The organism is Paractinoplanes deccanensis, from assembly GCF_016862115.1.
Lineage (GTDB): Bacteria > Actinomycetota > Actinomycetes > Mycobacteriales > Micromonosporaceae > Actinoplanes > Actinoplanes deccanensis.
In genome coordinates, this window is the sequence record NZ_BOMI01000114.1 from 1 (window position 1) to 20,019 (window position 20,019).

Below are 20,019 nucleotides of genomic sequence, written 5' to 3' on the forward strand. Positions count from 1 at the left end.
GCCGACACGGCCCGAACAACGCCCGCCGACACGGCCCGAACAACGCCCGCCGACACGGCCCGAGCAAACCCCGGCTGACGCGATTCCGAGCAGCCCTCGCTGACGGGACCGCAACCCCGGCCACAGCAGCTCCCAGCACCCGTCGCGCCCTCACAACCACCGGCCGGAGCGGAACCGACGTCGCCCGCGGCCCCGGAGCGGGAGCGTGGTGGGCGGCAGGCCGCTCCGCGGGCAGAAGCCGACCGCACGGCGGCCATCAGTCTCTGCCGATAAGCGCCTCCACTGCCGTTGCCGACTCCGGGAAAGCGGCGAGCAAGCCCGCCGCGGCCGTTGCCGGGGACGAGGGCTCCGCCGGCGCGGGAGCCGGCCACTGCCCCGGGCAGCCGAGCAGGGCCGCGACCGCCTCCCCGGCGGTGGGGTGCTCGGCCAGGAACGCGGCGGCCGGTCCCGCACCGGGCGAGGCGACGGCGGACGGCGACTCGGGGGCGCGCCGGGCGCGCCAGGGTGGGATCCAGGCGTCGAGGGCGTCGAGCGTCGCCGGGAAGGTGCGGCCCGCCTCGCGGGTGAGGACCGGCACAAGCTCGGCCGCCTGATCGCGCAGCGTGGTGATCAGGGTGGGCAGCCAGGGCAGCAGCACCGGGTCGGGCAGGCGGCCGAAGGCCTTGGAGAGGATCTCGACCACGAACGGCGCCAGGCGCGGCACCGGTTCGAGCGCCTGCACGAAACCGCTCACGTATTGCGGGACGGTCGGCACGACCAGCGGGTTGCCGAGCAGGTCGTCGACCCTGGTGCGCAGGCCGGTGAGGGGCAGCGAGCCCAGCTGGTGGTGCGCCGCCCACAACAGGGCGATCTTCGCCGGCGTCTCGGGGTGGGACTGGCGCACCGCCAGCTCGAGCTGGGTGCGGTCGCAGCCGAGCGACAGGGCCAGGCTCTCCATGCTGAACAGGAAGCCGAGCATCGCCCCGACCTGGCGGACCCCGGTCTGGTCGTCGACGAAGGCCGTGGGCAGCAGGGTGCAGTAGTGGGCGTACCCCTCGGTGACGAACCGCCCGCACCAGGCCGGCAGCCCCGAAGCCGTGCTCCGGTAGTGGCCGAGCAGCCGTCGCACGCGGCGCAGGACGACCGGGGCCTCGTCGACGGTGCGCTCGGCCGCGAGCAGCTCGACCGCGCGGGCGCCCAGCTCGTCGGTGAGCCTGGGGCTGGCGAGGAAGAGCAGCGAGTCCTCCACCGCCTTGAGGGCGACCGCCGCGGTGGCCGCCGGGCCCCACGCCACGCGGCGCAGGCGCTGCTCCAGGACCTGTTCGAGGGTGACGCCCTCGTAGCCGAGCTCGATGATGCTGCGCTGGTGCCGGCCGAGGTCGAGGTCCCAGCTCTCCTGGAAGTGCCTCTCGCCGAGCCGGCGCGAGCCCATGATCGGCCGGACGGCGTGGTCGGGCAGCAGGTAGCGCAGCATCCACAGCAGCTGGGAGCAGGCCGCGAGCTCGGGCCGGGCGGTCAGGTCGAGCAGCGCCCGCTGGATGGTGCGCTGTTCGAGGTTGAGCCCGAGCGGGGCGAGCCGGTCGAAGACGTCGCGCGCCAGCGGCGGCAGCGCGTCGTAGCCGACCTGGCCGATCCGGTCGCCGCCGAGCAGGATCTCGCAGAGCCGCCGCACGTCGCGCCGCCCGGGCACGACGTCCTTCTCGATGCAGGTGACGGCGGCGTCGGCGAAGTCGTACGGTGTGGGCCGCACCCGGCCGCGCATGCCGGCGAGCAGGACCGACGTCTCGAAGACCGCGATCGCGTCGGCCGTGCTCGCCAGGTATCCGTTGCGGCGGGCCAGCCGGACGATGTCGACGCACCAGCCGCGCAGCTCCTCCTCGTCGAGCCCGTCGAGCGCCGGCGGCCCGGAGAGGTAGCCGGTGAGCTCGTCCGCCGTCGGCTTCGCGGCCACGGGCGGGGGCAGCGCGCGTTTCTTGCTGTTGCGGCCGCCCTTCTGCCCGGCCAGCTCGAACGGCTTGAGCCGGGTCCTGCTCAGCTGCTTCTGCCACGTGGCCGCCGCGATCGACACGGAGCCCGGTGCCAGGCCGAACTGCGCCTCGATCGCCGAATGGCTGGACGGGATGAGGCCGTAGAGCCATGTCGTCCCCGTACGAGGGCTGATCTCGAAGCTCGGCGTGCCGGGGGCCGATCCGACCTCGGGCAGCCGGCTCGCGGCGTGGAAGGCGCCGCAGACGTAGAGGCAGTCGGCGGGATCGGCGCCGGTGGCGGCCAGATGGCCGCGGATGCGCGTCCACATGTAGCGCTCGCGGTCCTCGTCGCTCTCCCACCGGGCCGAGTCGTGCGGCGCGAGGCGGCGGAACAGGCTTCCGATCAGGACCATGACCTGCCTGTACGTGTCGTGGTCGGCGTGCGCGAGCGGCTGCTCGACGTATTGGTCCCACCACTCCGACCAGTGCCGGACCCGGCCGTGGTGCAGCAGGTGCTCCTCCAGCTCGGCGAAGCGCGGCCGCAGGTCGCCGATCTCGACACCGACCGCGTCGCCGTGCAGGTCGTCCTCCGGCGCGCCGCCCGCGTGCTCGGGCCGGGCGCCGGGCTGCCACTGGAAGACGTGGTCGGTCGAGCGGTCGACGAGCACGAGCTCGACCCCGGGCGTCTCCAGCGCGTACGAGATGGCCTGGTATTCCGCGGAGCTCTCGGTGATCGGCGCGATGACGCTGAGCGGCGCCGACTCGGCCGGGAACCCCTCGAGCTCGGCGGCGAAGGCCTGCAACGCCACCGGCAGCCGGCAGTTGCGCAGCTCGGTGAGGAGCGGCGCGAGGTCCTCGCACAGCTCCAGATAGATGACCTTCGGCTGCTTCTCGCGCAGGCGGCGCACCATGGCGAGCGCGGAGGCCGGCGAGTGGTGGCAGACCGGGAAGATCTCCAGCGGCTCCCGCAGCGCGTGCTCGACGTCGTCGACCATGCCGGTGAGGATCTCCGGCAGGGTGGCCGGTCCGCCGGCCAGCGCCTCGGCCGCGCCCAGCAGCTGGGCGCGGAGCGGGTCGAACGGGCTGCTCATGACAACGTCGCGATCGCCTCGCGGCCGCCCTCGAGGAAGCCGGTCCACTCGCCGCCGTCCTGCTTGCTGCGCGGCTCGATCACGCCGTGCCAGTACTTGTTGAGGATGGCGAGGTCCTCGGGGCTGCGCCGGGCCAGCGAGCCGACGAGGGAGCCGGCGAGCGTCTCGGCGGTCAGCTTCTCGGCGCCGAAGAAGGTGCTGTGCAGGATCGCGTCCTCGAGGACGCCGATCTGCTCGGCGGTGGACAGGGCCGACTCGAGCTTCTCGTCGTCGCTGGTCGCGGAGCCGGCGGCGGCGCGCAGGTCGGCGAAGCTCTGCAGCAGCACGTCGAGCAGGGTGGGCGGCACCTCGAGCTCGATGTTGTGCCGGCGCAGCAGCTCCTCGGTGCGGAACCGGACGATCTCGGCCTCGCTCTTGCGGTTTGTCACCACGGGGATGCGGACGAAGTTGAACCGGCGCTTGAGGGCCGAGGAGAGGTCGTTGACGCCCCGGTCGCGGCTGTTCGCGGTGGCGATGATCGAGAAGCCCGGCTTCGCGAAGACGATGTTGTCGTCGTCCAGCTCGGGGATGGAGACGTACTTCTCGGAGAGGATGGAGATCAGCGCGTCCTGCACGTCGCTGGTGGAGCGGGTGAGCTCCTCGAAGCGGCCGATGACGCCGCCCTCCATCGCGGTCATGATCGGCGACGGGATCATCGACGCGCGGGACTGGCCCTTGGCGATGACCATCGAGACGTTCCACGAGTATTTGATGTGGTCCTCGGTGGTGCCGGCGGTGCCCTGCACGACCAGCGTCGAGTTGCGGCTGATCGCCGCCGCGAGCAGCTCGGCGAGCCAGCTCTTGCCGGTGCCCGGGTCGCCGATGAGCAGCAGGCCGCGGTCGGAGGCGAGGGTGACGATCGACCGCTCGACGAAGCTGCGGTCGCCGTACCACTTCTGGCCGATCTCGCGGTCGAGACCGTCGGCGCGTTCGGAGCCGAGGATGAACAGGCGCACCATCTTGGGGCTCAGGCGCCAGGAGAACGGCTTCGGCCCGTCGTCGATCGACTCGAGCCAGTCCAGCTCGTCCGCGTACTTGATCTCGGCAGGGGGTCGCAGCATCTCGCTCACGGGGTCGTTCTCCTTCTCGAGGGTTCTAGGCGACGAAGTTCTTGAGCTCGGTGACGAGCTTCTGGATCTTGCCGGAGATCACGGGGGTGCCGAGATCCGTGAAACGCTGGCGGAACCACGGGTTGACGCTCTGGGTGCCGGAGCTGTTGACCGAGCCGACCGGGATGAAGCGCACCCCGGAGCGATGCACCGCCTCGATGCCGTCGAACAGCGGCTGGGAGCGGTCGAACTCGTAGAAGTCGGAGATCCACACGAGCACCGTGTTGCGCGGGTCGGCGATCTTGGGGCGGGCCATGGCCATCGCGACCGGGCCGTCGTTGCCGCCGCCGAGCTTGGTGCGCAGCAGCACCTCGAACGGGTCGTGCACCCACGGCGTGAGGTCGAGCGCCCTCGTGTCGTAGGCGATCAGGTGCACGTCGACCTTGGGCAGCCCCGCGAAGATCGAGGCGAGGATCGTGCAGTTGACCATCGAGTCGACCATCGAGCCGGACTGGTCGACCACCACGATCATCCGGGCCGGGGTGACCCGCTTGGCGGTCTGCCGGTAGAAGAGCCGGTCGACGTAGAGGCGCTCGTCCTCCGGGTTCCAGTTGGGCAGGTTCTTCCAGATCGTGCGGTCGAGATCGAGGTTGCGGAAGACGCGTTTCGGCGGCACCGACCGGTCGATCGTGCCGGCGCTCGCCTGCGCGACCTGGGTGCGCAGGACCTGGGCGACCTCGTCGACGAACTGGCGGATCAGCCGCTTGGCGTTGGCCAGCGCGACACCGTCGAGGTTGCTCTTGTCGCGCAGGAGCTGCTCGATCAGCGACATGCTGGGCGTGAGCTGCCGGGCCAGCCGGGGATCGGCGAGCACCTCGCGCAACCGCATGCGCCTGACCAGATCGCCCTCGATGCCGGCGAGGACCTTGCCCTCGGGGCGGCCGCGCAGCTCGCCCGGCTCGTGCCCGAGCGCGCGCTCGAACCACCCCGCGTCGGCCTGCCACCGCGCGAGCCGGCCGGCGCTGACGTCGCCGCTGCCCGTGTCGAAGACGTTGAGCAGCAGCTTGGACGCGAGCGCGGCACGGCGCACCTCGCCCTCGCGGTCGTCCGATCCGGGGGTCATCAGGCCGTCGAGCTCCGCGGCGAGGTGCGGGTGGCGCTGCACCAGGTTGTCGACGGAGGCGCTCGGGTCGAGCAGGGCCGCCGGCAGCCCCAGATCGTCGACGATCGCGACGCTCGCGGACTCGAGCGCCGGCTGCTCCTCGGGATCGAAGAGGCGGGCGAGCAGCCGCCAGTAGAGGACCTGGCGCCGGTTGTCGTCGGTCATTTGCGCAGCAGCCTTCCCGCTCGTTCGCGCAGCACCTCGACGGCGCCGCCCGCTGCCTCCTCGGCCTTGGCGGCCTTGGCGTCGGTGGGGCCGAGCGCCCAATCGCCGGTGTGCACGGCGAGCTGCTTCTTGCGCACGGTCGCCTGCACCCCGAGCGGCTGCACCGCCCACCCGCCGCCGTCGAAACGCAGCAGCCCCAGGCAGGCGGTGGCGGAGGCGACCAGTTCGGCGGTGAGCGGGCCGGCGGCCGGCAGCCTGCCGGTGGCCGTGTCGAAGCCGCCCGCCTCGAGCAGGACCGGCTCGGCGATGGCCGCCGGGTGACGGTCGAGCGGGGCCGGCGACGAGGCGACCGCCCCGGCGAGCAGCACCCGCGCGGTGGTGAACGGATCGGCCGACTCCCCCGCCACCGCCACCGCCGCGCCCTCGTCCCAGACGAGGTCGCCGCCGGCGGTCAGCCTCATGCCCGACACCTCGACGCAGCGATGCTCCGCGAGCGCCCCCAGCAGCACCGGGAACGCGGCGAGCATGCGCCAGGCGGACGGGCCGCTGATGGTGTCGACCTTGGCGGCGGCCACGCTGGTGCGGACCAGCCGGACGGCGCCGCCCGTCTCGAGCAGCCCGTGCACCTGGCAGCGGAAGGCGGTCGGATGTTCGTGCAGGTCGGCGCCGAGGATCAGCAGCCGCCCGCCGACCGGCGCGGACGGTTCCGCGGGCAGGCCCTCCTGCGACAGCACCAGCGCGCGGGTCCACAGGTCGGCCCAGCGCCGCACGGGCACCCGCGGCATGGTGGCCACCGGGGCGGCGGCCCGCAGCTCGGCCGAGAAGCCGTCGAGCAGCACCGCGAGGCGCCGCTGGGACGGCTGGGCGAGCAGCGCCTGCACCGTCTGGGCGCCGCCGGCGGCGAGCTCGTGGTCGACGCCGCGCCAGCCGGCGATCGCGAGCTCGCGCAGCCACGACCGGCTGCCCGCGGCGAGCGGGGACGGCTCGGCGGTGCCGGTGGCCGCGCGGTACGGCTCGCGGACACGGCCCGCCGCGGCGTCGAGCCCGGCCAGCAGCGCGTCGTGGGCGGCGCCGAGCAGGGCCACCCGGCAGCCGGCGAGAGCCGCGAGATGCTCGTCGGTGACCGTCCCCGCGACGATCTTGCCGATCGCGTCGGCGGCCCGGCCCGCGAGCGGGGACCCGCCGAAGGCCGCGGCGACCGCCTCGAGGGCGGCGGCCCGGGTGTCGTCGAGCCGGGCCAGGCCGTGCACGAGCGCGTCGTCGAGGCCGTCGACCAGGGCGAGGACGTCGTCGAGCCCGGCGGGGCGGGCCTGGAGCACGTCGGTGAGCATCACCGCGCCTCCCGGCCGGTCGCGGGGAACCACTGAAGGTCGGGAAGCGGATCGGTGCTCGGCGGCACCTCGAGATAGGCCAGGTGGCGCAGGAAGCTGCTGAACACCTCGGCGGCCCGCTGGGGAGCGGCGGCCGGGCGCAGCGCCGGCCAGAGATCGGGCTCGCCCGCCGGCGGCTCGACCTTGAGGTAGCGGGCGACCCGCTCCATCCCGTACTGCGCGACGGCGGCCTCGACGAGGGCCTTCAGGTGGTTGCAGGGGCGCGAGCCGCCGCCGAGGCCGCCGCACGGGCGGTTGTTGTTGGTGTTGCAGCTCAGGCCGTGCTCGGCGGCGGTGATCGACGAGACGTAGACCCGCTCGACGTCGGACCCGCTGGAGACCACCCCCTGCAACCGCCCCTCGGCGAGCTCGACGAACGGCACCTTGGCCAGCTTGCGCGGCCGCACGGGCGCGATGACTGGGGCTGCGCTGTGCCGCTCGTAGGCGACGACCTCGCTTGTCACAACCGCTCCTCCTCACGATCAGGTGCGCGTAGTTCTATCGGATGGGTCCGACAAAACCTCGCCACCAGGCTCAACTCACCGGCCGAGCCGCCGATCATGGCCAGAGCGGTCCCTCCCCCCGGACCGCTGTCGACAAAGGCGGAGGTACACGCCTTGAGCATTGCCCGCTACGGCGCCCGCTCGGCCGGGTTCGCCCTGCTCTACCTCCTGGCCCTGGTCGCCGGGCAAGCGCTGGACGGCGCGCTCTGGCCGGCGGCGGCCGTCGGCGCGGTCTGGCTGGTGGCGCAGGGCGCGCACGGCCCGCGCCGCTTCGACGCGCTCGTGATGATGGTCCTGGCGGCACTGGTGCCGGACACCGACGCGCTGCTCGCGGGCGTGACCCAGGCGCTCCCGCAGGTGCTGCCGGCGGTGCTCTTCGCCTGGCTGCTCGACCGCTGGCTGCCCCTCTACTGGCAGGGCCTGGGCGAGCGGTTCTACGGCGCGTGGCCGGCGCTGGGCCGCCTCGCCGGCGCCGCCGCGGTCGCCGGGCTGTCGGGAGCGGTGCTGCGAAGTGTGCTGTTCCCCGCCGACTTCGCGGCGGGCGAGGCCGTCTGGGCCGTGCTGCGCGACACGCTCTCGGTGGCGGTCACGATCTTGGTGGTACGGGCGATCAACCAGCGGTACGGCACGCGGGCGCCCGAGCCCCGCACCGCCGCACCGTCCGAGGTGAACTACCGCGAGGAGCTGCGGCACCGGCTCGACGAGGTCTTCGCCGAGTCACCCGGCGCCCGCGCCGAGTCGCCGCGTCCCGCGGCCGGGCGCCGCCGGCGCAAGCGGGGTGACGGTCCCGACGGCCGGCCGCACCTGACTATCGTCAAGTGACGTCAGAGAGGAGCCGGCCCATGACCACCGTCGATCCCGCCGCCCGCGAGGCCGAGCGCGCCCGCCTGCGCGCCGAGCACCTGAGGCCGCCCGGCCAGCGACCGGCCTCGACCGCGCGGGGACTGCACCACACCGCGCTGATCAGCAGCGACGTCGAGCGGACCATCCGGTTCTACCAGGACGTGCTGGGCTTCCCGCTGACCGAGCTCATCGAGAACAGGGACTACCCCGGTTCGTCGCACTTCTTCTTCGACATCGGCAACGGCAACCTGATCGCCTTCTTCGACTTCCCCGGCCTGGACGTGGGCCCGTACGCGGAGGTCCTCGGCGGCCTGCACCACATGGCGATCAGCGTCGAGCAGGACCGCTGGCACGCGCTCGTCGGCCGCCTCGCCAAGGCCGGCATCGAGCACGAGGTCCACAGCGGCGTCTCGGTCTACTTCCGCGACCCCGACGGCGCCCGCATCGAGCTGATCGCCGACCCGCTCGGCGAGATGTACGGCCAGCAGGTGCTCTGACGGTTGACCCATCGGCATTCGTCGATGCACACTCTCCGAGGAAAGCGCTTACCTCACCCCGGAGACCGCCATGAGCCCTCGCTTGGCGTACACCGCAGTGCTGCTCGTCGCCGCCGCCCTGCCCACCCCCGCAGCCGCGGCGCCGGGTGAAGGCTCGGCCTCGCCCGCGATGGAACGCCTCGATCGCGGGCTGGTCGTGGCCACGACGAGCGAGGGCCACTTCCTGAGCTGGCGCGTGCTGGGCCGGGAAAAGGCGGCCTTCCACGTCTACCGCGACGGCCGGCGGATCACGACAGTCTCCGACAGCACCAACTACCTGGACCGCGAGGGCTCCCCCGCCGCGCGGTACCGGGTCGCGCCCGTGGGCCCGGGCCCCGCCGGCACGGCCACGGCCTGGGACGCCACCTACTACGATCTGCCGCTGCGCAAGCCGGCCGACGGCGTCACCCCGGCCGGCGAGGCGTACACCTATTCGGCCAACGACATGAGCGTCGGCGACGTGGACGGCGACGGTCAGTATGAGTATGTCGTCAAGTGGGACCCTTCCAATTCCAAGGACGTCTCGCAGGTCGGCTACACCGGCCCGGTCTACATCGACACCTACGAGCTCGACGGCACGCTGCGGCACCGCATCGACCTGGGCGTCAACATCCGGGCCGGCGCGCACTACACGCAGTTCCTGGTCTACGACTTCGACGGCGACGGCCGCTCGGAGATGATGCTCAAGACCGCCCCCGGCACGAAGGTCGTCCGTTACGCCCCCGACGGCAGCGTCCGGTCGCAGCGCCACATCACGATGCCGAGCGCGGACGTACGGGCCGGTTATGCGCACACCGACGACTACCGGCTCAGCGCCGCCGGCTACCACGAGCACCTGGTCGGCGTCTTCCAGGGCTGGCACGCGCATCCCGAGGTGGTCGCCGGCCGGTGGCCCGCGACGCTCGAGGAGGCCTTCGGCATCGCCCCGCGCTACTCCTATCCGCTGAGCCGGGCCGACGCCACGGCACTCGCCGACTACTTCATCGACGTGTACGCGCCCTCGCGCAGCACCCGCAACAACCTGCGGGCCTTCGCGGGCTTCATCGTCGACGGGCCGGAGTACCTGACCGTCTTCGAGGGCGCGACCGGCCGCGAGCTCCAGACGATCCCCTACAAGCCGGGCCGCCACGACGACGGGCTGATGTGGGGCGACTACGCGATGGCCCGCATCGAGCCGGGCAACCGGGTCGACCGCTTCCTCGCCGGCGTGGCCTACCTCGACGGCCGTCACCCCTCCGCCGTCTTCGCCCGCGGCTACTACACCAGGTCGACGCTGGTCGCCTACCGCTGGGACGGGCGGCGGCTCACCGAGAACTGGTACGCCGACAGCGGCTGGACGCCGATGACGAACCCGTTCAACGACGCGCCGCACGGCCGCGACGGCACGGATCCCGAGTTCGCGACCCTGACCACGCAGGGCTTCCACTCGCTCAGCGCCGCCGACGTGGACCGCGACGGCCGTCAGGAGATCGTCTACGGTGCGGCGACCATCGACGACGACGGCAGCCTGCTCTACTCGTCCTTCGGCGTGCTCCCCGAGGGAAGCGCCGCGCCCGGGCAGCGGGTACGGCTCGGCCACGGCGACGCCATGCACGTGACGGACATCGACCCCGGCCGCCCGGGACTCGAGATCTTCACGGTGCACGAGAACGCGACGCTCGCCCCGTACGGCATGGCCATGCGCGACGCGGCAACCGGCGAGGTCCTCTTCGGCACCTATTCCGGCCGGGACACCGGCCGCGGCATGATCGGCGACGTGCTGCCCGGCACGCGCGGCATCGAGTCGTGGGCCAGCATGCCCGGCGGCTCGGAAGCCCTCGGCGTGCACACCGCGACCGGCCAGGTGGTGCCCGGCCCGATCCCCGGCACCAACCAGAGCATCCACTGGGCCGCCGACGGCTCCACCCAGATCGTCAACGGCGCCCTCGACGTGACGCCCACCATCGACGACTGGCAGCGCGGCCGGCTGCTGACCGCCGACGGCACGCTGGCCAACAACGGCACGAAGGGCAACCCCAGCCTGGTCGCCGACGTCTTCGGCGACTGGCGCGAGGAGTTGCTGCTGCGCACGGCCGACAGCTCGGCCATCCGCGTCTATCTGAGCACGGAGCTCACCGATCACAAGCTCACCACCCTGATGCACGATCCGCAGTACCGCGCCGAGGTCGCCCGCCAGCAGACCACCTACAACCAGCCGTCCTACCCGAGCTTCTACCTGGCCGCCGACCGCGACTGGACCGCCACGCACGGCTGAGCGCGCCGCGCCACGGCCGGTCGGCCGGGGACGGCAGCTCTGCCGGAAGGGTGTCCTGAGGCGCATCGGGCCATTCTGCCGAGGCGCCAAAGATCATCGGAGTTATCCACAATACGGGTTATCCACAGGCTGGAAATTCGCCCGGCACGACCGGGACCCGGCCCGGAAGAATGGGCGCGTGACCGAATCTCGCGCCGTCAGCCCACTCCACCGCCCCCTCGACGCCACCGTCCGCCCGCCCGGCTCCAAGAGCATCACCAACAGGGCCCTGCTCTGCGCCGCGCTCGCACCCGGCGAGTCCACGCTCACGGGTGCGCTCTTCGCCGACGACACGCGCGCCATGATGCAGGCCGTGGCCGCGCTGGGCGCGTCGGTCACCGCCGACCCCCCTTCCCGTACGGTCACGGTCGCCGGCGGAGGCGCGCCGGCGCCGGGAGCGATCGTCGACGCGCGGCAGTCGGGCACGACGTCCCGCTTCGCCCTGCCGGCGGCGGCCCTCTTCCCCACGCGGACGGTCGTCGACGGCACCGCGCAGCTGCGCGCCCGGCCGTTCGGCCCGGTGCTCGACGCGCTGCGCCAGGTCGGCGCCAAGGTCGAGGAGCTGGGCGAGCCGGGCTTCCTGCCCGCGGCGGTCAGCGGGCCGATGCACGGCGGCGCGGTCCACGTCAGCGGCCACATCTCGAGCCAGTTCCTCTCCGGGCTGCTGATGGCGGGGCCGCTCATGCGCGACGGGCTCGAGGTGTCGCTCACCTCGGAGCTGGTCTCGGTGCCCTATGTGGAGATGACCAAGGCGGTGATGGCGTCCTTCGGCGTGACTGTCGAGGGCCTGACCGTGCGCCCCGGCGCGTACACCCCACGCGTTTACGACATCGAGCCCGACGCCAGCGCCGCGTCGTACTTCCTGGGCGCCGCCGCAATCGCCGGCGGCCGGGTCACCGTGAGCGGGCTCGGCACGGCCAGCCTCCAGGGTGACGTGCGGTTCGCCGACGTCCTCGAACGCATGGGCGCGACCGTCACGCGCACCGGCGACTCCCTGACGGTGACCAGATCCGGCCCGCTGCACGGCATCGACGTCGACATGGCCGACATCTCCGACACGGCGCAGACCCTCGCGGCCGTCGCGGTGTTCGCCGACTCGCCCACCCGCGTGCGCGGCATCGGCTTCATCCGCGGCAAGGAGACCGACCGCATCGCGGCCGTCGTGACCGAGCTGCGCCGAGCCGGCATCGACGCCGTCGAGGACGAGGACGGCTTCACCATCACCCCCGGCACCCCGGCCCCGGCGAGGTTCGAGACCTACGAGGACCACCGCATGGCCATGAGCCTCTCCCTGCTGGGCCTCCGCGCCCCCGGCATCGAGATCCTCGACCCCACCTGCGTCGCCAAGACCTACCCCGACTTCTTCGCCGACCTCGACGCTCTCACCCGCTGAAGCGCCCTCACCCGCTGAAGCGCCCTCACCCGCTGAAGCGCCCTCACCCCACCACGGCGCCCCCTGTCCCACGGAAAGGCCGCCGATACATTCGGCGGCAGGGCACACGACGGCTGCGGACGGCGAGGGTGCGTCGAGCTAGGGTCAGCGACTTCGGTCGGCGGCGAGGCGTGCGCGGAGGTGGGTCATGGCGCGCAGCATCTCGTCTCGGTGCTTCGCGGACTTCATCCAGGCGGGCAGGCGGGCGGCCATTGTCATGTTGCGGCCCGTCCGCTCGCCGCGTTCACGGAGCCGGGCGGCGACGAAGGACTCCAACTCGTCGAGATGGCTTCGGTTGAACGCCCACAGAATCCTCCCGTGGCGGCAGGGGGCGCGCAGCCAGAGCGGGCGGCGGAAATACGGGTCCACCGGACCGCCCCAGCAAGACCCGGATCGCTTGTCCGTCCAGTCCTTCGCGACGCCGCAGTGGTGGCAGATCAGCCGTCGCGGAGAGGAGATCGGGTATGGATCGTCACACGGCAGCCGGCGCACGGCAGCGCGCCTGGAGCAGCGCGGACAAACGACGTCGATGTCCGCGACGGCGAAGTCGCACAGCAGCGCCTTGCTGTCCCGATGGCGGTCGTCCATCGGGACAGCATCTGGCAGATGCTGGACAGGCGCCTCTCGATTACGCGTTCTTCAACACTTCTGTCGACTGTTACGCGTTTCGTAGGTACGGTGGTGGGCATGTCGAAACCGCTGCTGATCCTGATCGCTGGGCCCTATCGGTCCGGCACCGGCGATGATCCTGAGCTGATGGCCGCGAACCTGGCTCGGCTGGAGGAGGCTGCTTGGCCGATTTTCGAGGCGGGGCACATTCCGATGATCGGGGAGTGGGTTGCCCTGCCCGTGCTTCGCGGGGCCGGCGGCACCGGGGTGACCGATCCGATCGCCGAGCGGGTGATGTATCCGACGGCCGAGCGGCTTCTTCAGCACTGCGACGCGGTGTTGCGGCTGCCCGGCGCGTCGACCGGCGCCGATCAGGACGTGGCGATCGCTCGGAAGCGGGGCATTCCGGTCTATCACCGGGTCGAGGAGATCACTTCCGCCGTGTGAGGGTGTCGATCGCGCTCTCCCAGGAGCTCAGGAAGTTCGCGTAGTCGGCGGCGAAGGCGGCCAGCCACTGCCCGCCTTCGGGGGTGAGTGGGGTGAGGCGGTAGGTGACCGTAACGCGACTGCCACTCCCGGACGGCGCCAGGGCGACCTCGACCGTCCCGGCGTCGCGGCCCGTGGCCACCCGGGCATAGCGGATGAGGCGGTCGCCGATGCGGTCGATCACGATCCACGTGATGTGCTGACCGCCGGCGTCGGTTTCGAAGACGGTGCCGACCTCGGCGTCGTCTTCGATGGGGAGGGGGAAACGCGGCTCCCACCCCTCCACCCACGCGCGCTCGCCGCGCGCCGTGAAGAGCCGGAACGCCGCCGCGAGCGGCAACGCGACCCGAAAATCCCCCGTCAACGTCATGCCTGACGCCCCTCTCGCCGCGCAAATGATCACCCGACGCCACCCTTCGCGGCAAGGGCAAGGGCAAGGGCGGAGAGGAGCGTGGCGGGCGGGGCCGCCGGCCGCACATGACTCGGCTTGCGTGCGCCCGGTGGCCAGCACACCGGGCGCACGCGGGCATGTCAGGCGGGGACGGCGGGGAGCTTGGCCATCGCCTCCTTGACCGCCTCGCTCGACAGCTCGTGGTCGGTCATCTCGCCTGCCAGGTAGCGGCCGTAGGCCGGCAGATCCAGGTGGCCGTGGCCGCACAGGGCCGTCAGGATGACCTTCGGCTCGCCGGTCTCCTTGCAGCGCAGCGCCTCCTCGATGCAGGCGGCCAGGGCGTGCGTCGGCTCGGGGGCCGGGATGATGCCCTCGCTGCGGGCGAAGCGGACGCCCGCCTCGAAGCATTCGCGCTGGTCCTTGGCGACCGCCTCGATCAGGCCCAGCTCGTAGACGTGCGAGATCAGCGGGGACATGCCGTGGTAGCGCAGGCCGCCGGCGTGGATCGGGTCGGGGATGAAGTCGTGCCCGAGCGTGTGCATCTTCATCAGCGGCGTCATCCCGGCCGTGTCGCCGAAGTCGTATGCGTAGACGCCCTTCGTCAGGGACGGGCACGCCGCCGGCTCCACCGCGCGGATCACCGTGTCGATGCGGCCGGCCAGCTTCTCGCGCAGGAACGGGAACGCCAGGCCGGCGAAGTTGGAGCCGCCGCCCGTGCAGCCGACGATCACGTCCGGCACCTCGCCGGCCTTCGCCAGCTGGAGCAGCGCCTCCTCGCCGATGACCGTCTGGTGCAGCAGCACGTGGTTCAGCACGCTGCCCAGCGCGTAATTCGTGTCGGCGTTCTGCGCGGCCACCTCGACCGCCTCGCTGATCGCGATGCCCAGCGACCCCGGCGACCGCGGGTCCGACTCGAGGATCCGCCGGCCGGCCTCCGTCAGGGTGGACGGCGACGGGTGGATCGTGCCGCCGAACGTCTCGATCATCATCTTGCGGTACGGCTTCTGGTCGTACGACGCCCGCACCTGCCAGATCTCGCACTCGAGCCCGAACTGCACCGACGCGAACGCCAGCGCGGTGCCCCACTGGCCCGCGCCGGTCTCGGTCGTGAGGCGGCGGATGCCGGCCGCCGCGTTGTAGAACGCCTGCGGCACCGCCGTGTTCGGCTTGTGCGAGCCGGCCGGCGAGACACCCTCGTACTTGTAATAGATCTTCGCGGGGGTGCCGAGAGCCTTCTCGAGCCGGTGCGCCCGATAGAGCGGGGACGGCCGCCACAAACGGTAGACGTCGAGCACCTCGTCGGGGATCGGCACGTACCGCTCGGTGGTCACCTCCTGCTCGATCAGCGCCATCGGGAAGAGCGGGGCCAGGTCGCCGGGGCCGACCGGCTGAAGCGTGCCGGGGTGCAGCACCGGCGGTGGCGGGCTCGGCAGATCGGGCACGACGTTGTACCAGTTCCGCGGCATCTCCGACTCGGACAGCAGGATCTTCGTGGCGGTCATGCCCGGATTCTGCCCGGATCGGCCGCTTTCCAGTAGACCCGATCAAGCGTTCACCCAAAGTGGTTGACTTGCAACTCTCCGTAATGACTACTAGCCTCGAAGGCTACGCCTCGGAAGTCGTGAAAGCCCCTTTCGCGCACTTCGCCATTATCCACGGCTTGCGGTTACCGGAACAGAGGTCCGGTCTGATCCCGCCGCACAAATGGTGTCCGGTCTCTCCACTGTGGACACGATGGGCCGCTCGGCATGAGCTGCGTGTCGGCAACCCGACAGTGTCCGGTACGCGCACGCTCCGTACACGATCGGGCACTTGACTGGGGAAGGCTAGTCAGGCGCCACCCGACGGACAGCTAGTGCGACTACGCCTTGTGAAGGCCACGATCAGCGTGAGAGTTTTCCCGAGGCCCCCCAGCCCCGTGACTCGCCGTTCGCGTCAGCCGGAGACCCGGACGACGGGTGCACACGGCGCCCGAACGAACAGAGAGTCGAGATGATCGATCTACCGACAATCGCGTCGATCGCCGCCCTTCTCGCGGTGGCGGTCTTCCTGGCGGCCCAGCAGCAGCAGACGCGCGCCGCGCAGATGACCGACATCCGCGAACGGCACTTCGAGCTGATCAAGCTGATGCTGGAGCACCCCGAGCTGGACTACAACGCGACCGACCGGCCGGCCGGCGACGAGCGGATGACGGCCATCGGCATGAGCATCTGGGTCGCACACTGGAACACCCTGTGGCACATGGGGCAGATGGACGAGAAGGCGCTGCGTTTCAACCTCGCCGACCTGTTCCGCAAGCCCGAGGCGCAGAAGTGGTGGACCGAGGTGGGCGACGGCTGGTCCTCGAAGGCCAACCGGCGGGAGCGCCGCTTCATCACGATCGTGACGGAGGAGTGCCGCGCTGCCGCCACCACGCGCCCGGTGGCACACACCGGCGTCAGATGACCACCCGGTCGAGTGTGGGGGTTGCCCGCCCGGAGCAATATGGATCCTCCGGGAGAGAAGGGCACCCCCATGCTGATCCAGATCACGTCCAGCGACGACGCGAGCCTGCACAGCCTCGCCGAGTGGCTCGAGGCCGATGACCACCGGGCGTCGCTCGCGTCCTCCGGCGCGAGGCGCGGCGCCCAGAGCCCGGTCGACCTGATCGACGTGGTCCTCAGCAACGCGACCGCCATAGCAGCCTTGATCCTCTCCTACGCCCAGTGGCGCCGGTCGAAGGAGCACGACGCGGCCTCGAAGATCACCTTCCGCAGGGGTGACGTCGAGATCACCGCCGAGGACGCCGACGAGGAGACCGTTCAGCGCATCATCAAGGCCCTGGACGACGACGAACGGCCGTGAACCTCCCCGACCCCGCACGCTCCTGGGCGGTGCTGATCGGCGCGGCGCACTTTGCGTCCATGGACGACCTCCCCGCCGTCACGAGAAACCTGGAGCGGCTCGCCGAGCTGCTGCGCGACGAGCGCGTCTGGGGCCTGCCCGACGATCACGTGGTCGTGGTGCCCGAACCCCAGTCGCCCGGCGAGGCCCTGGAAGAGGTGCACCGGGCGGCCGCCGCGGCGAGCGACACCCTGCTCGTCTACTACGCCGGCCACGGGCTCCTCGACGGCGGCGACGAGCTGCTGCTCGCCCTTCCCGGCACCGACCGGGCCAAGCCTTTCACGGCGATCAGGTTCGATGACGTACGCCGTCAGGTGCAGCGCTCGCACAAGCGGTCGGCCAAGGTGATCGTGCTCGACTGCTGCTACAGCGCCCGCGCGATGTCCGGCGGGATGACCCCGGACGAGCCGCTCGCCGACAACCTCGCCAACCGGGCCGCCGTCGAGGGCAGTTACCTGCTCGCCGCCGCCGCCGAGACGAAGACCGCGCTGGCGCCGCCCGGCGAGACCTACACCGCGTTCACCGGAGAGCTCATCAAGATCCTCGAGGAGGGCATCGAGGACGCGCCGGAGCTGATCACGGTCGAGCAGATCTACTGGCGCATGCACGGCGAACTGCTCGCCAAGGATCGGCCTATCCCCCAGCAACGGGTACGCAACGCGGGCGCCCGCATCGTGCTCAGCCGCAACCGCTGGTCGCCGGAAGCGCCCCCGCCCTCGATCCCGGCGACCGAAGCGTCCACGGCAACGACCGGCGCGTCCACGGCAACGACCGGCGCGTCCGCAGCGCCCACCGAAGCGTCCACGCCGCCCACCGGAGCGGCCGCGACCACCGGAGCGGCGGCGACCACCGGAGCGGCGACGGCCACCGAAGCGGCGACGGCCACCGAAGCGGGTTTGGTGACGGAGAAGGACGACCCCGGCGCGGAGCTGGAGCGCGCCGGACGGGAACGGCCGGACCAGGAGATCGCCGGCATGCTGCTGACCCTGAGCGCGGACGAGGTGCGGCCCGTCCTGCGCGGCGCGGCGACCCGGCCGCCGGCCGTCGTCCGGGGCATCCTCGAGCTGCTCGGCGACATGGAGGCCGATCAGCTCGCCGACGGCCTGCTCCGGGCCATCGCCGACGGCGCCGCGGAGCGGACCGTCGACTTCATCGCGAACCTGCGGGACACGAGGGACGCGCGGCTGTGGAGCGACCGCCTGCTCCGGCACGCCGTCGCCCTCGCCGCCCGCGGCCACCCCCGGCGGGTCATCGACCTGATCTCGGGGCTCTCGGCGCGGGGCCTGCGGGACACCGCCGACAGCGCCATCGACCAGGCCGTCGCCCTGATGGAGGGCGAGGACGCCGCGCGCGTCGCCGACACGCTGCGCGAGGCGGGCCGGGACAGCGAGGCAGCCCGGTTGTACGCGGCCGCGATCCCGGCCATCGCCGGCCGCGAGCCGGAGGAGCTGGCGGCGATCGCCCGCCACATGAGCGACCAGCGCTTGTCCCGGGCCGCCCAGGAGCTCGCGGCGCGCGCCGCCGAACGCGACGCCCCGGCCGCCGTCCGCGCCGGCCTGCTGATCGCCTTCAGTCGCGAAAATGCCGGCGGCGCGACCGGTGGAAAAGACAGCGGCAACAGCGGCAGCACAAGCAGCGGCAGCACAAGCGGCGCCAAGGACAGCGGCAACGGCGGAGACGATCTGGCGCGATGCCGAGCTCTCGTGATCGAGCGACTGGCCGCATTGGACGAGAACGAGCTCGACGCCATCGTGGCGGAGCTCGGCAGACGCGGCGAGGGCGACCCCGTCGAGCTGTACATCGCCGCCGCCACGGATCGCCCGATCGAGCGCCTGACGAGATTCGTCCGGATCCTGCTCGGGCACAGCCGTCTGCGGGACGCCTTCCACCTGGTGGAGTGGGCGGCGCGCCACCGGCCCGCCGGCGACCTCGCCGAGCTGACCGCCTCGCTGACCCCGCCCCACCGCGCCGGCCTGCTGCGCAAGCTGATCGCCGCCCTGCCCGGCCCGCCGGACGCCGGTCTCGCCGACTTCGCCCTCCTCGCCCACAGGACGAGCGACAACCAGGCAACGAGCGACAACCAGGCAACGAGCGACGACCACGCAACGAGCGACGACCGGCTGGCTGCGATCGAGCGCGAGATCAGCAACCGCCCGGACGACCAGTTCCTGCGCCTCATCGCCCAGCTCTCGGTGCGCGGCAGGACGGACCTGGCCGCCGAATGGCTCGGCGCGCGCTCCGGCGGCTTCAACCCGCGAAGCCTCCCCGACGACACCGAACTGTGGCGCGACCTCATCCCCGTCGTCGCCCGGATCCCGGTGCTCGCGGCCGGCCTGGTGCGCCTCGTCTGCAACACCCCGCAATGGACGATCGCCTCCCTGCCGGCCGCCTCGATCGCCGCCGTCGTCCAGGCGTTCCGGGAACACGCCGACAGCACCCAGCGCGCCACCCTGGACGGGCAACTGGCCACGCTTCCCGCCGAGCAGGCCGAGGCGGTCCTCACTGCGATGGCCCAGCACGGCCGTCCGGACGCCCTCGAGCACGTCTTGCGCACCATCGGCGCCGTCGGCGATCGGATCGCCGCCGCCCTCGGCGCACTGCCCCCGCAACGCCGGTCCGCCCTGCTCATCGCCTTCCGCGAGGTGGCCCCCGCTGCCGAGATCTTCCGGCTCGGCGCCCTCCTCTGGCGCTCCGGCGCCGCCGAGGAGGCGCGTGTCGTGCTGGACGGACGCCTCTTCCTGCCGATCGAGGAGGCCGGCGACCCCGTCGCGCTCGCCGTGGCCGAGCTGGCACACGACCGCGCCGGCCGCTACGGCATGTCGGTGAGCCATCCCGTCGACCAGGCGGTGCTCGACGAGCTGGTGCAGCGCGGCCAGCTCGGCGCCGGGGAGACCTGCCTGCTCGTCTTCCGTTGGAACATCTTCACGAAGCGCAATCCGATCGTGTTCACGCCCACCGAGGCACGGTATTGGCTGCCGTCCGCGACCCGCGTGGACTATCGCGATCTCGCCACCCTCGGTGACATCGGCACCGAGGGCAGGCAGCTCACCTTCCGGTCGGCCGACGGCGAGCTGCCGTTGCGTGGCTGGCGGCTGAACACGGCCGACGAGGCGGCGACCGTGCGTGACCTGTTCCGCGAGATCCGGCTGGCGGTGCTCGCCGTCGGGGTGACGCCGGACACGCCGTCAGGGGGCAGCATCGATCCGGCTCGCTGAGTAGGG

At 72.1% G+C, this 20,019-nt stretch carries 16 protein-coding genes; 8 read left to right on the forward strand and 8 right to left on the reverse strand.

Annotated features, from left to right (window positions below):
- Window positions 1-256: 256 nt before the first annotated feature.
- Genes Ade02nite_RS28085 through Ade02nite_RS28105 form a run of 5 tightly spaced genes read right to left on the reverse strand, consistent with a single transcriptional unit; the run spans window position 257 to window position 7,286 of the window.
- A complete protein-coding gene (locus tag Ade02nite_RS28085) occupies window positions 257-3,037 on the reverse strand; it encodes a DUF5682 family protein (RefSeq protein WP_203770351.1) in 2,781 nt (926 codons plus the stop codon).
- Complete coding sequence (locus Ade02nite_RS28090; RefSeq protein WP_203770353.1) at window positions 3,034-4,146, reverse strand: ATP-binding protein; 1,113 nt, start codon at window positions 4,144-4,146, stop codon at window positions 3,034-3,036. The genes Ade02nite_RS28085 and Ade02nite_RS28090 overlap by 4 nt, the downstream gene beginning before the upstream one ends.
- 25 nt (window positions 4,147-4,171) lie before the next feature.
- Window positions 4,172-5,452 (reverse strand): vWA domain-containing protein, encoded by a 1,281-nt coding sequence (locus Ade02nite_RS28095; protein ID WP_203770355.1) that lies wholly within the window; start codon window positions 5,450-5,452, stop codon window positions 4,172-4,174.
- Window positions 5,449-6,783, reverse strand: coding sequence for a hypothetical protein (locus tag Ade02nite_RS28100; RefSeq protein ID WP_203770711.1), 1,335 nt, complete (start codon window positions 6,781-6,783; stop codon window positions 5,449-5,451). The genes Ade02nite_RS28095 and Ade02nite_RS28100 overlap by 4 nt, the downstream gene beginning before the upstream one ends.
- Window positions 6,783-7,286: a hypothetical protein gene (locus Ade02nite_RS28105; RefSeq protein WP_203770357.1), complete on the reverse strand. Its 504-nt coding sequence runs from the start codon at window positions 7,284-7,286 to the stop codon at window positions 6,783-6,785. Before Ade02nite_RS28105 ends, Ade02nite_RS28100 begins: the two co-directional genes overlap by 1 nt.
- Before the next feature lie 153 nt (window positions 7,287-7,439).
- On the opposite strand from Ade02nite_RS28105, the gene Ade02nite_RS28110 reads away from it, so the two are divergent.
- The 4 genes from Ade02nite_RS28110 to aroA all read left to right on the forward strand — a co-directional run bounded on the left by Ade02nite_RS28110 (window position 7,440) and on the right by aroA (window position 12,390).
- Window positions 7,440-8,147: a hypothetical protein gene (locus Ade02nite_RS28110; RefSeq protein WP_203770359.1), complete on the forward strand. Its 708-nt coding sequence runs from the start codon at window positions 7,440-7,442 to the stop codon at window positions 8,145-8,147.
- Between the two features lie 20 nt (window positions 8,148-8,167).
- Window positions 8,168-8,665 carry a VOC family protein gene (locus Ade02nite_RS28115; RefSeq protein WP_203770361.1) on the forward strand — a complete coding sequence of 166 codons (498 nt, stop codon included), beginning with the start codon at window positions 8,168-8,170 and terminating at the stop codon, window positions 8,663-8,665.
- 70 nt (window positions 8,666-8,735) lie between these two features.
- The gene (locus tag Ade02nite_RS50390; protein WP_203770363.1) at window positions 8,736-10,958 is read left to right on the forward strand and encodes a rhamnogalacturonan lyase; all 2,223 of its coding nucleotides are present in this window, start codon (window positions 8,736-8,738) and stop codon (window positions 10,956-10,958) included.
- A gap of 178 nt (window positions 10,959-11,136) precedes the next feature.
- Window positions 11,137-12,390 (forward strand): 3-phosphoshikimate 1-carboxyvinyltransferase, encoded by a 1,254-nt coding sequence (gene aroA, locus Ade02nite_RS28125; RefSeq protein ID WP_203770365.1) that lies wholly within the window; start codon window positions 11,137-11,139, stop codon window positions 12,388-12,390.
- A 144-nt stretch (window positions 12,391-12,534) separates the two neighbouring features.
- On the opposite strand, the gene Ade02nite_RS28130 is transcribed toward aroA, so the two are convergent.
- Window positions 12,535-13,017 (reverse strand): hypothetical protein, encoded by a 483-nt coding sequence (locus tag Ade02nite_RS28130; RefSeq protein ID WP_203770367.1) that lies wholly within the window; start codon window positions 13,015-13,017, stop codon window positions 12,535-12,537.
- 99 nt (window positions 13,018-13,116) lie between these two features.
- On the opposite strand from Ade02nite_RS28130, the gene Ade02nite_RS28135 reads away from it, so the two are divergent.
- Window positions 13,117-13,485 (forward strand): DUF4406 domain-containing protein, encoded by a 369-nt coding sequence (locus tag Ade02nite_RS28135; RefSeq protein WP_203770369.1) that lies wholly within the window; start codon window positions 13,117-13,119, stop codon window positions 13,483-13,485.
- On the opposite strand, the gene Ade02nite_RS28140 is transcribed toward Ade02nite_RS28135, so the two are convergent.
- Together Ade02nite_RS28140 and Ade02nite_RS28145 are read right to left on the reverse strand one after the other, a co-directional pair.
- Window positions 13,469-13,894, reverse strand: a complete 426-nt coding sequence (locus Ade02nite_RS28140) for an SRPBCC family protein (protein ID WP_203770371.1) — start codon at window positions 13,892-13,894, stop codon at window positions 13,469-13,471. The two genes, Ade02nite_RS28135 and Ade02nite_RS28140, sit on opposite strands and share 17 nt — an antisense overlap.
- Window positions 13,895-14,055: 161 nt before the next feature.
- Window positions 14,056-15,417, reverse strand: a complete 1,362-nt coding sequence (locus Ade02nite_RS28145) for a TrpB-like pyridoxal phosphate-dependent enzyme (RefSeq protein WP_203770373.1) — start codon at window positions 15,415-15,417, stop codon at window positions 14,056-14,058.
- Window positions 15,418-15,907: 490 nt separating this feature from the next.
- Here Ade02nite_RS28145 and Ade02nite_RS28150 point away from each other — a divergent pair, with 490 nt between their 5' ends.
- The 3 genes from Ade02nite_RS28150 (at window position 15,908) to Ade02nite_RS28160 (ending at window position 20,013) form a co-directional block, all read left to right on the forward strand.
- Window positions 15,908-16,360 (forward strand): DUF6082 family protein, encoded by a 453-nt coding sequence (locus tag Ade02nite_RS28150; protein ID WP_203770375.1) that lies wholly within the window; start codon window positions 15,908-15,910, stop codon window positions 16,358-16,360.
- 69 nt (window positions 16,361-16,429) lie between these two features.
- Entirely contained in the window at window positions 16,430-16,759 is a 330-nt protein-coding gene (locus Ade02nite_RS28155) for an effector-associated constant component EACC1 (protein WP_203770377.1), read from the forward strand.
- Between the two features lie 29 nt (window positions 16,760-16,788).
- A complete protein-coding gene (locus Ade02nite_RS28160; RefSeq protein ID WP_275409949.1) occupies window positions 16,789-20,013 on the forward strand; it encodes a caspase, EACC1-associated type in 3,225 nt (1,074 codons plus the stop codon).
- Window positions 20,014-20,019 lie beyond the last annotated feature (6 nt).

Bases quoted from the DNA above. Each gene is read 5' to 3' on its own strand.
- Ade02nite_RS28085 (WP_203770351.1), bottom strand. From the start codon at position 3,037: ATGAGCAGCCCGTTCGACCCGCTCCGCGCCCAGCTGCTGGGCGCGGCC.
- Ade02nite_RS28095 (WP_203770355.1), bottom strand. From the start codon at position 5,452: ATGACCGACGACAACCGGCGCCAGGTCCTCTACTGGCGGCTGCTCGCC.
- Ade02nite_RS28100 (WP_203770711.1), bottom strand. From the start codon at position 6,783: ATGCTCACCGACGTGCTCCAGGCCCGCCCCGCCGGGCTCGACGACGTC.
- Ade02nite_RS28115 (WP_203770361.1), top strand. From the start codon at position 8,168: ATGACCACCGTCGATCCCGCCGCCCGCGAGGCCGAGCGCGCCCGCCTG.
- Ade02nite_RS50390 (WP_203770363.1), top strand. From the start codon at position 8,736: ATGAGCCCTCGCTTGGCGTACACCGCAGTGCTGCTCGTCGCCGCCGCC.
- Ade02nite_RS28130 (WP_203770367.1), bottom strand. From the start codon at position 13,017: ATGGACGACCGCCATCGGGACAGCAAGGCGCTGCTGTGCGACTTCGCC.
- Ade02nite_RS28135 (WP_203770369.1), top strand. From the start codon at position 13,117: ATGTCGAAACCGCTGCTGATCCTGATCGCTGGGCCCTATCGGTCCGGC.
- Ade02nite_RS28140 (WP_203770371.1), bottom strand. From the start codon at position 13,894: ATGACGTTGACGGGGGATTTTCGGGTCGCGTTGCCGCTCGCGGCGGCG.
- Ade02nite_RS28145 (WP_203770373.1), bottom strand. From the start codon at position 15,417: ATGACCGCCACGAAGATCCTGCTGTCCGAGTCGGAGATGCCGCGGAAC.
- Ade02nite_RS28150 (WP_203770375.1), top strand. From the start codon at position 15,908: ATGATCGATCTACCGACAATCGCGTCGATCGCCGCCCTTCTCGCGGTG.
- Ade02nite_RS28155 (WP_203770377.1), top strand. From the start codon at position 16,430: ATGCTGATCCAGATCACGTCCAGCGACGACGCGAGCCTGCACAGCCTC.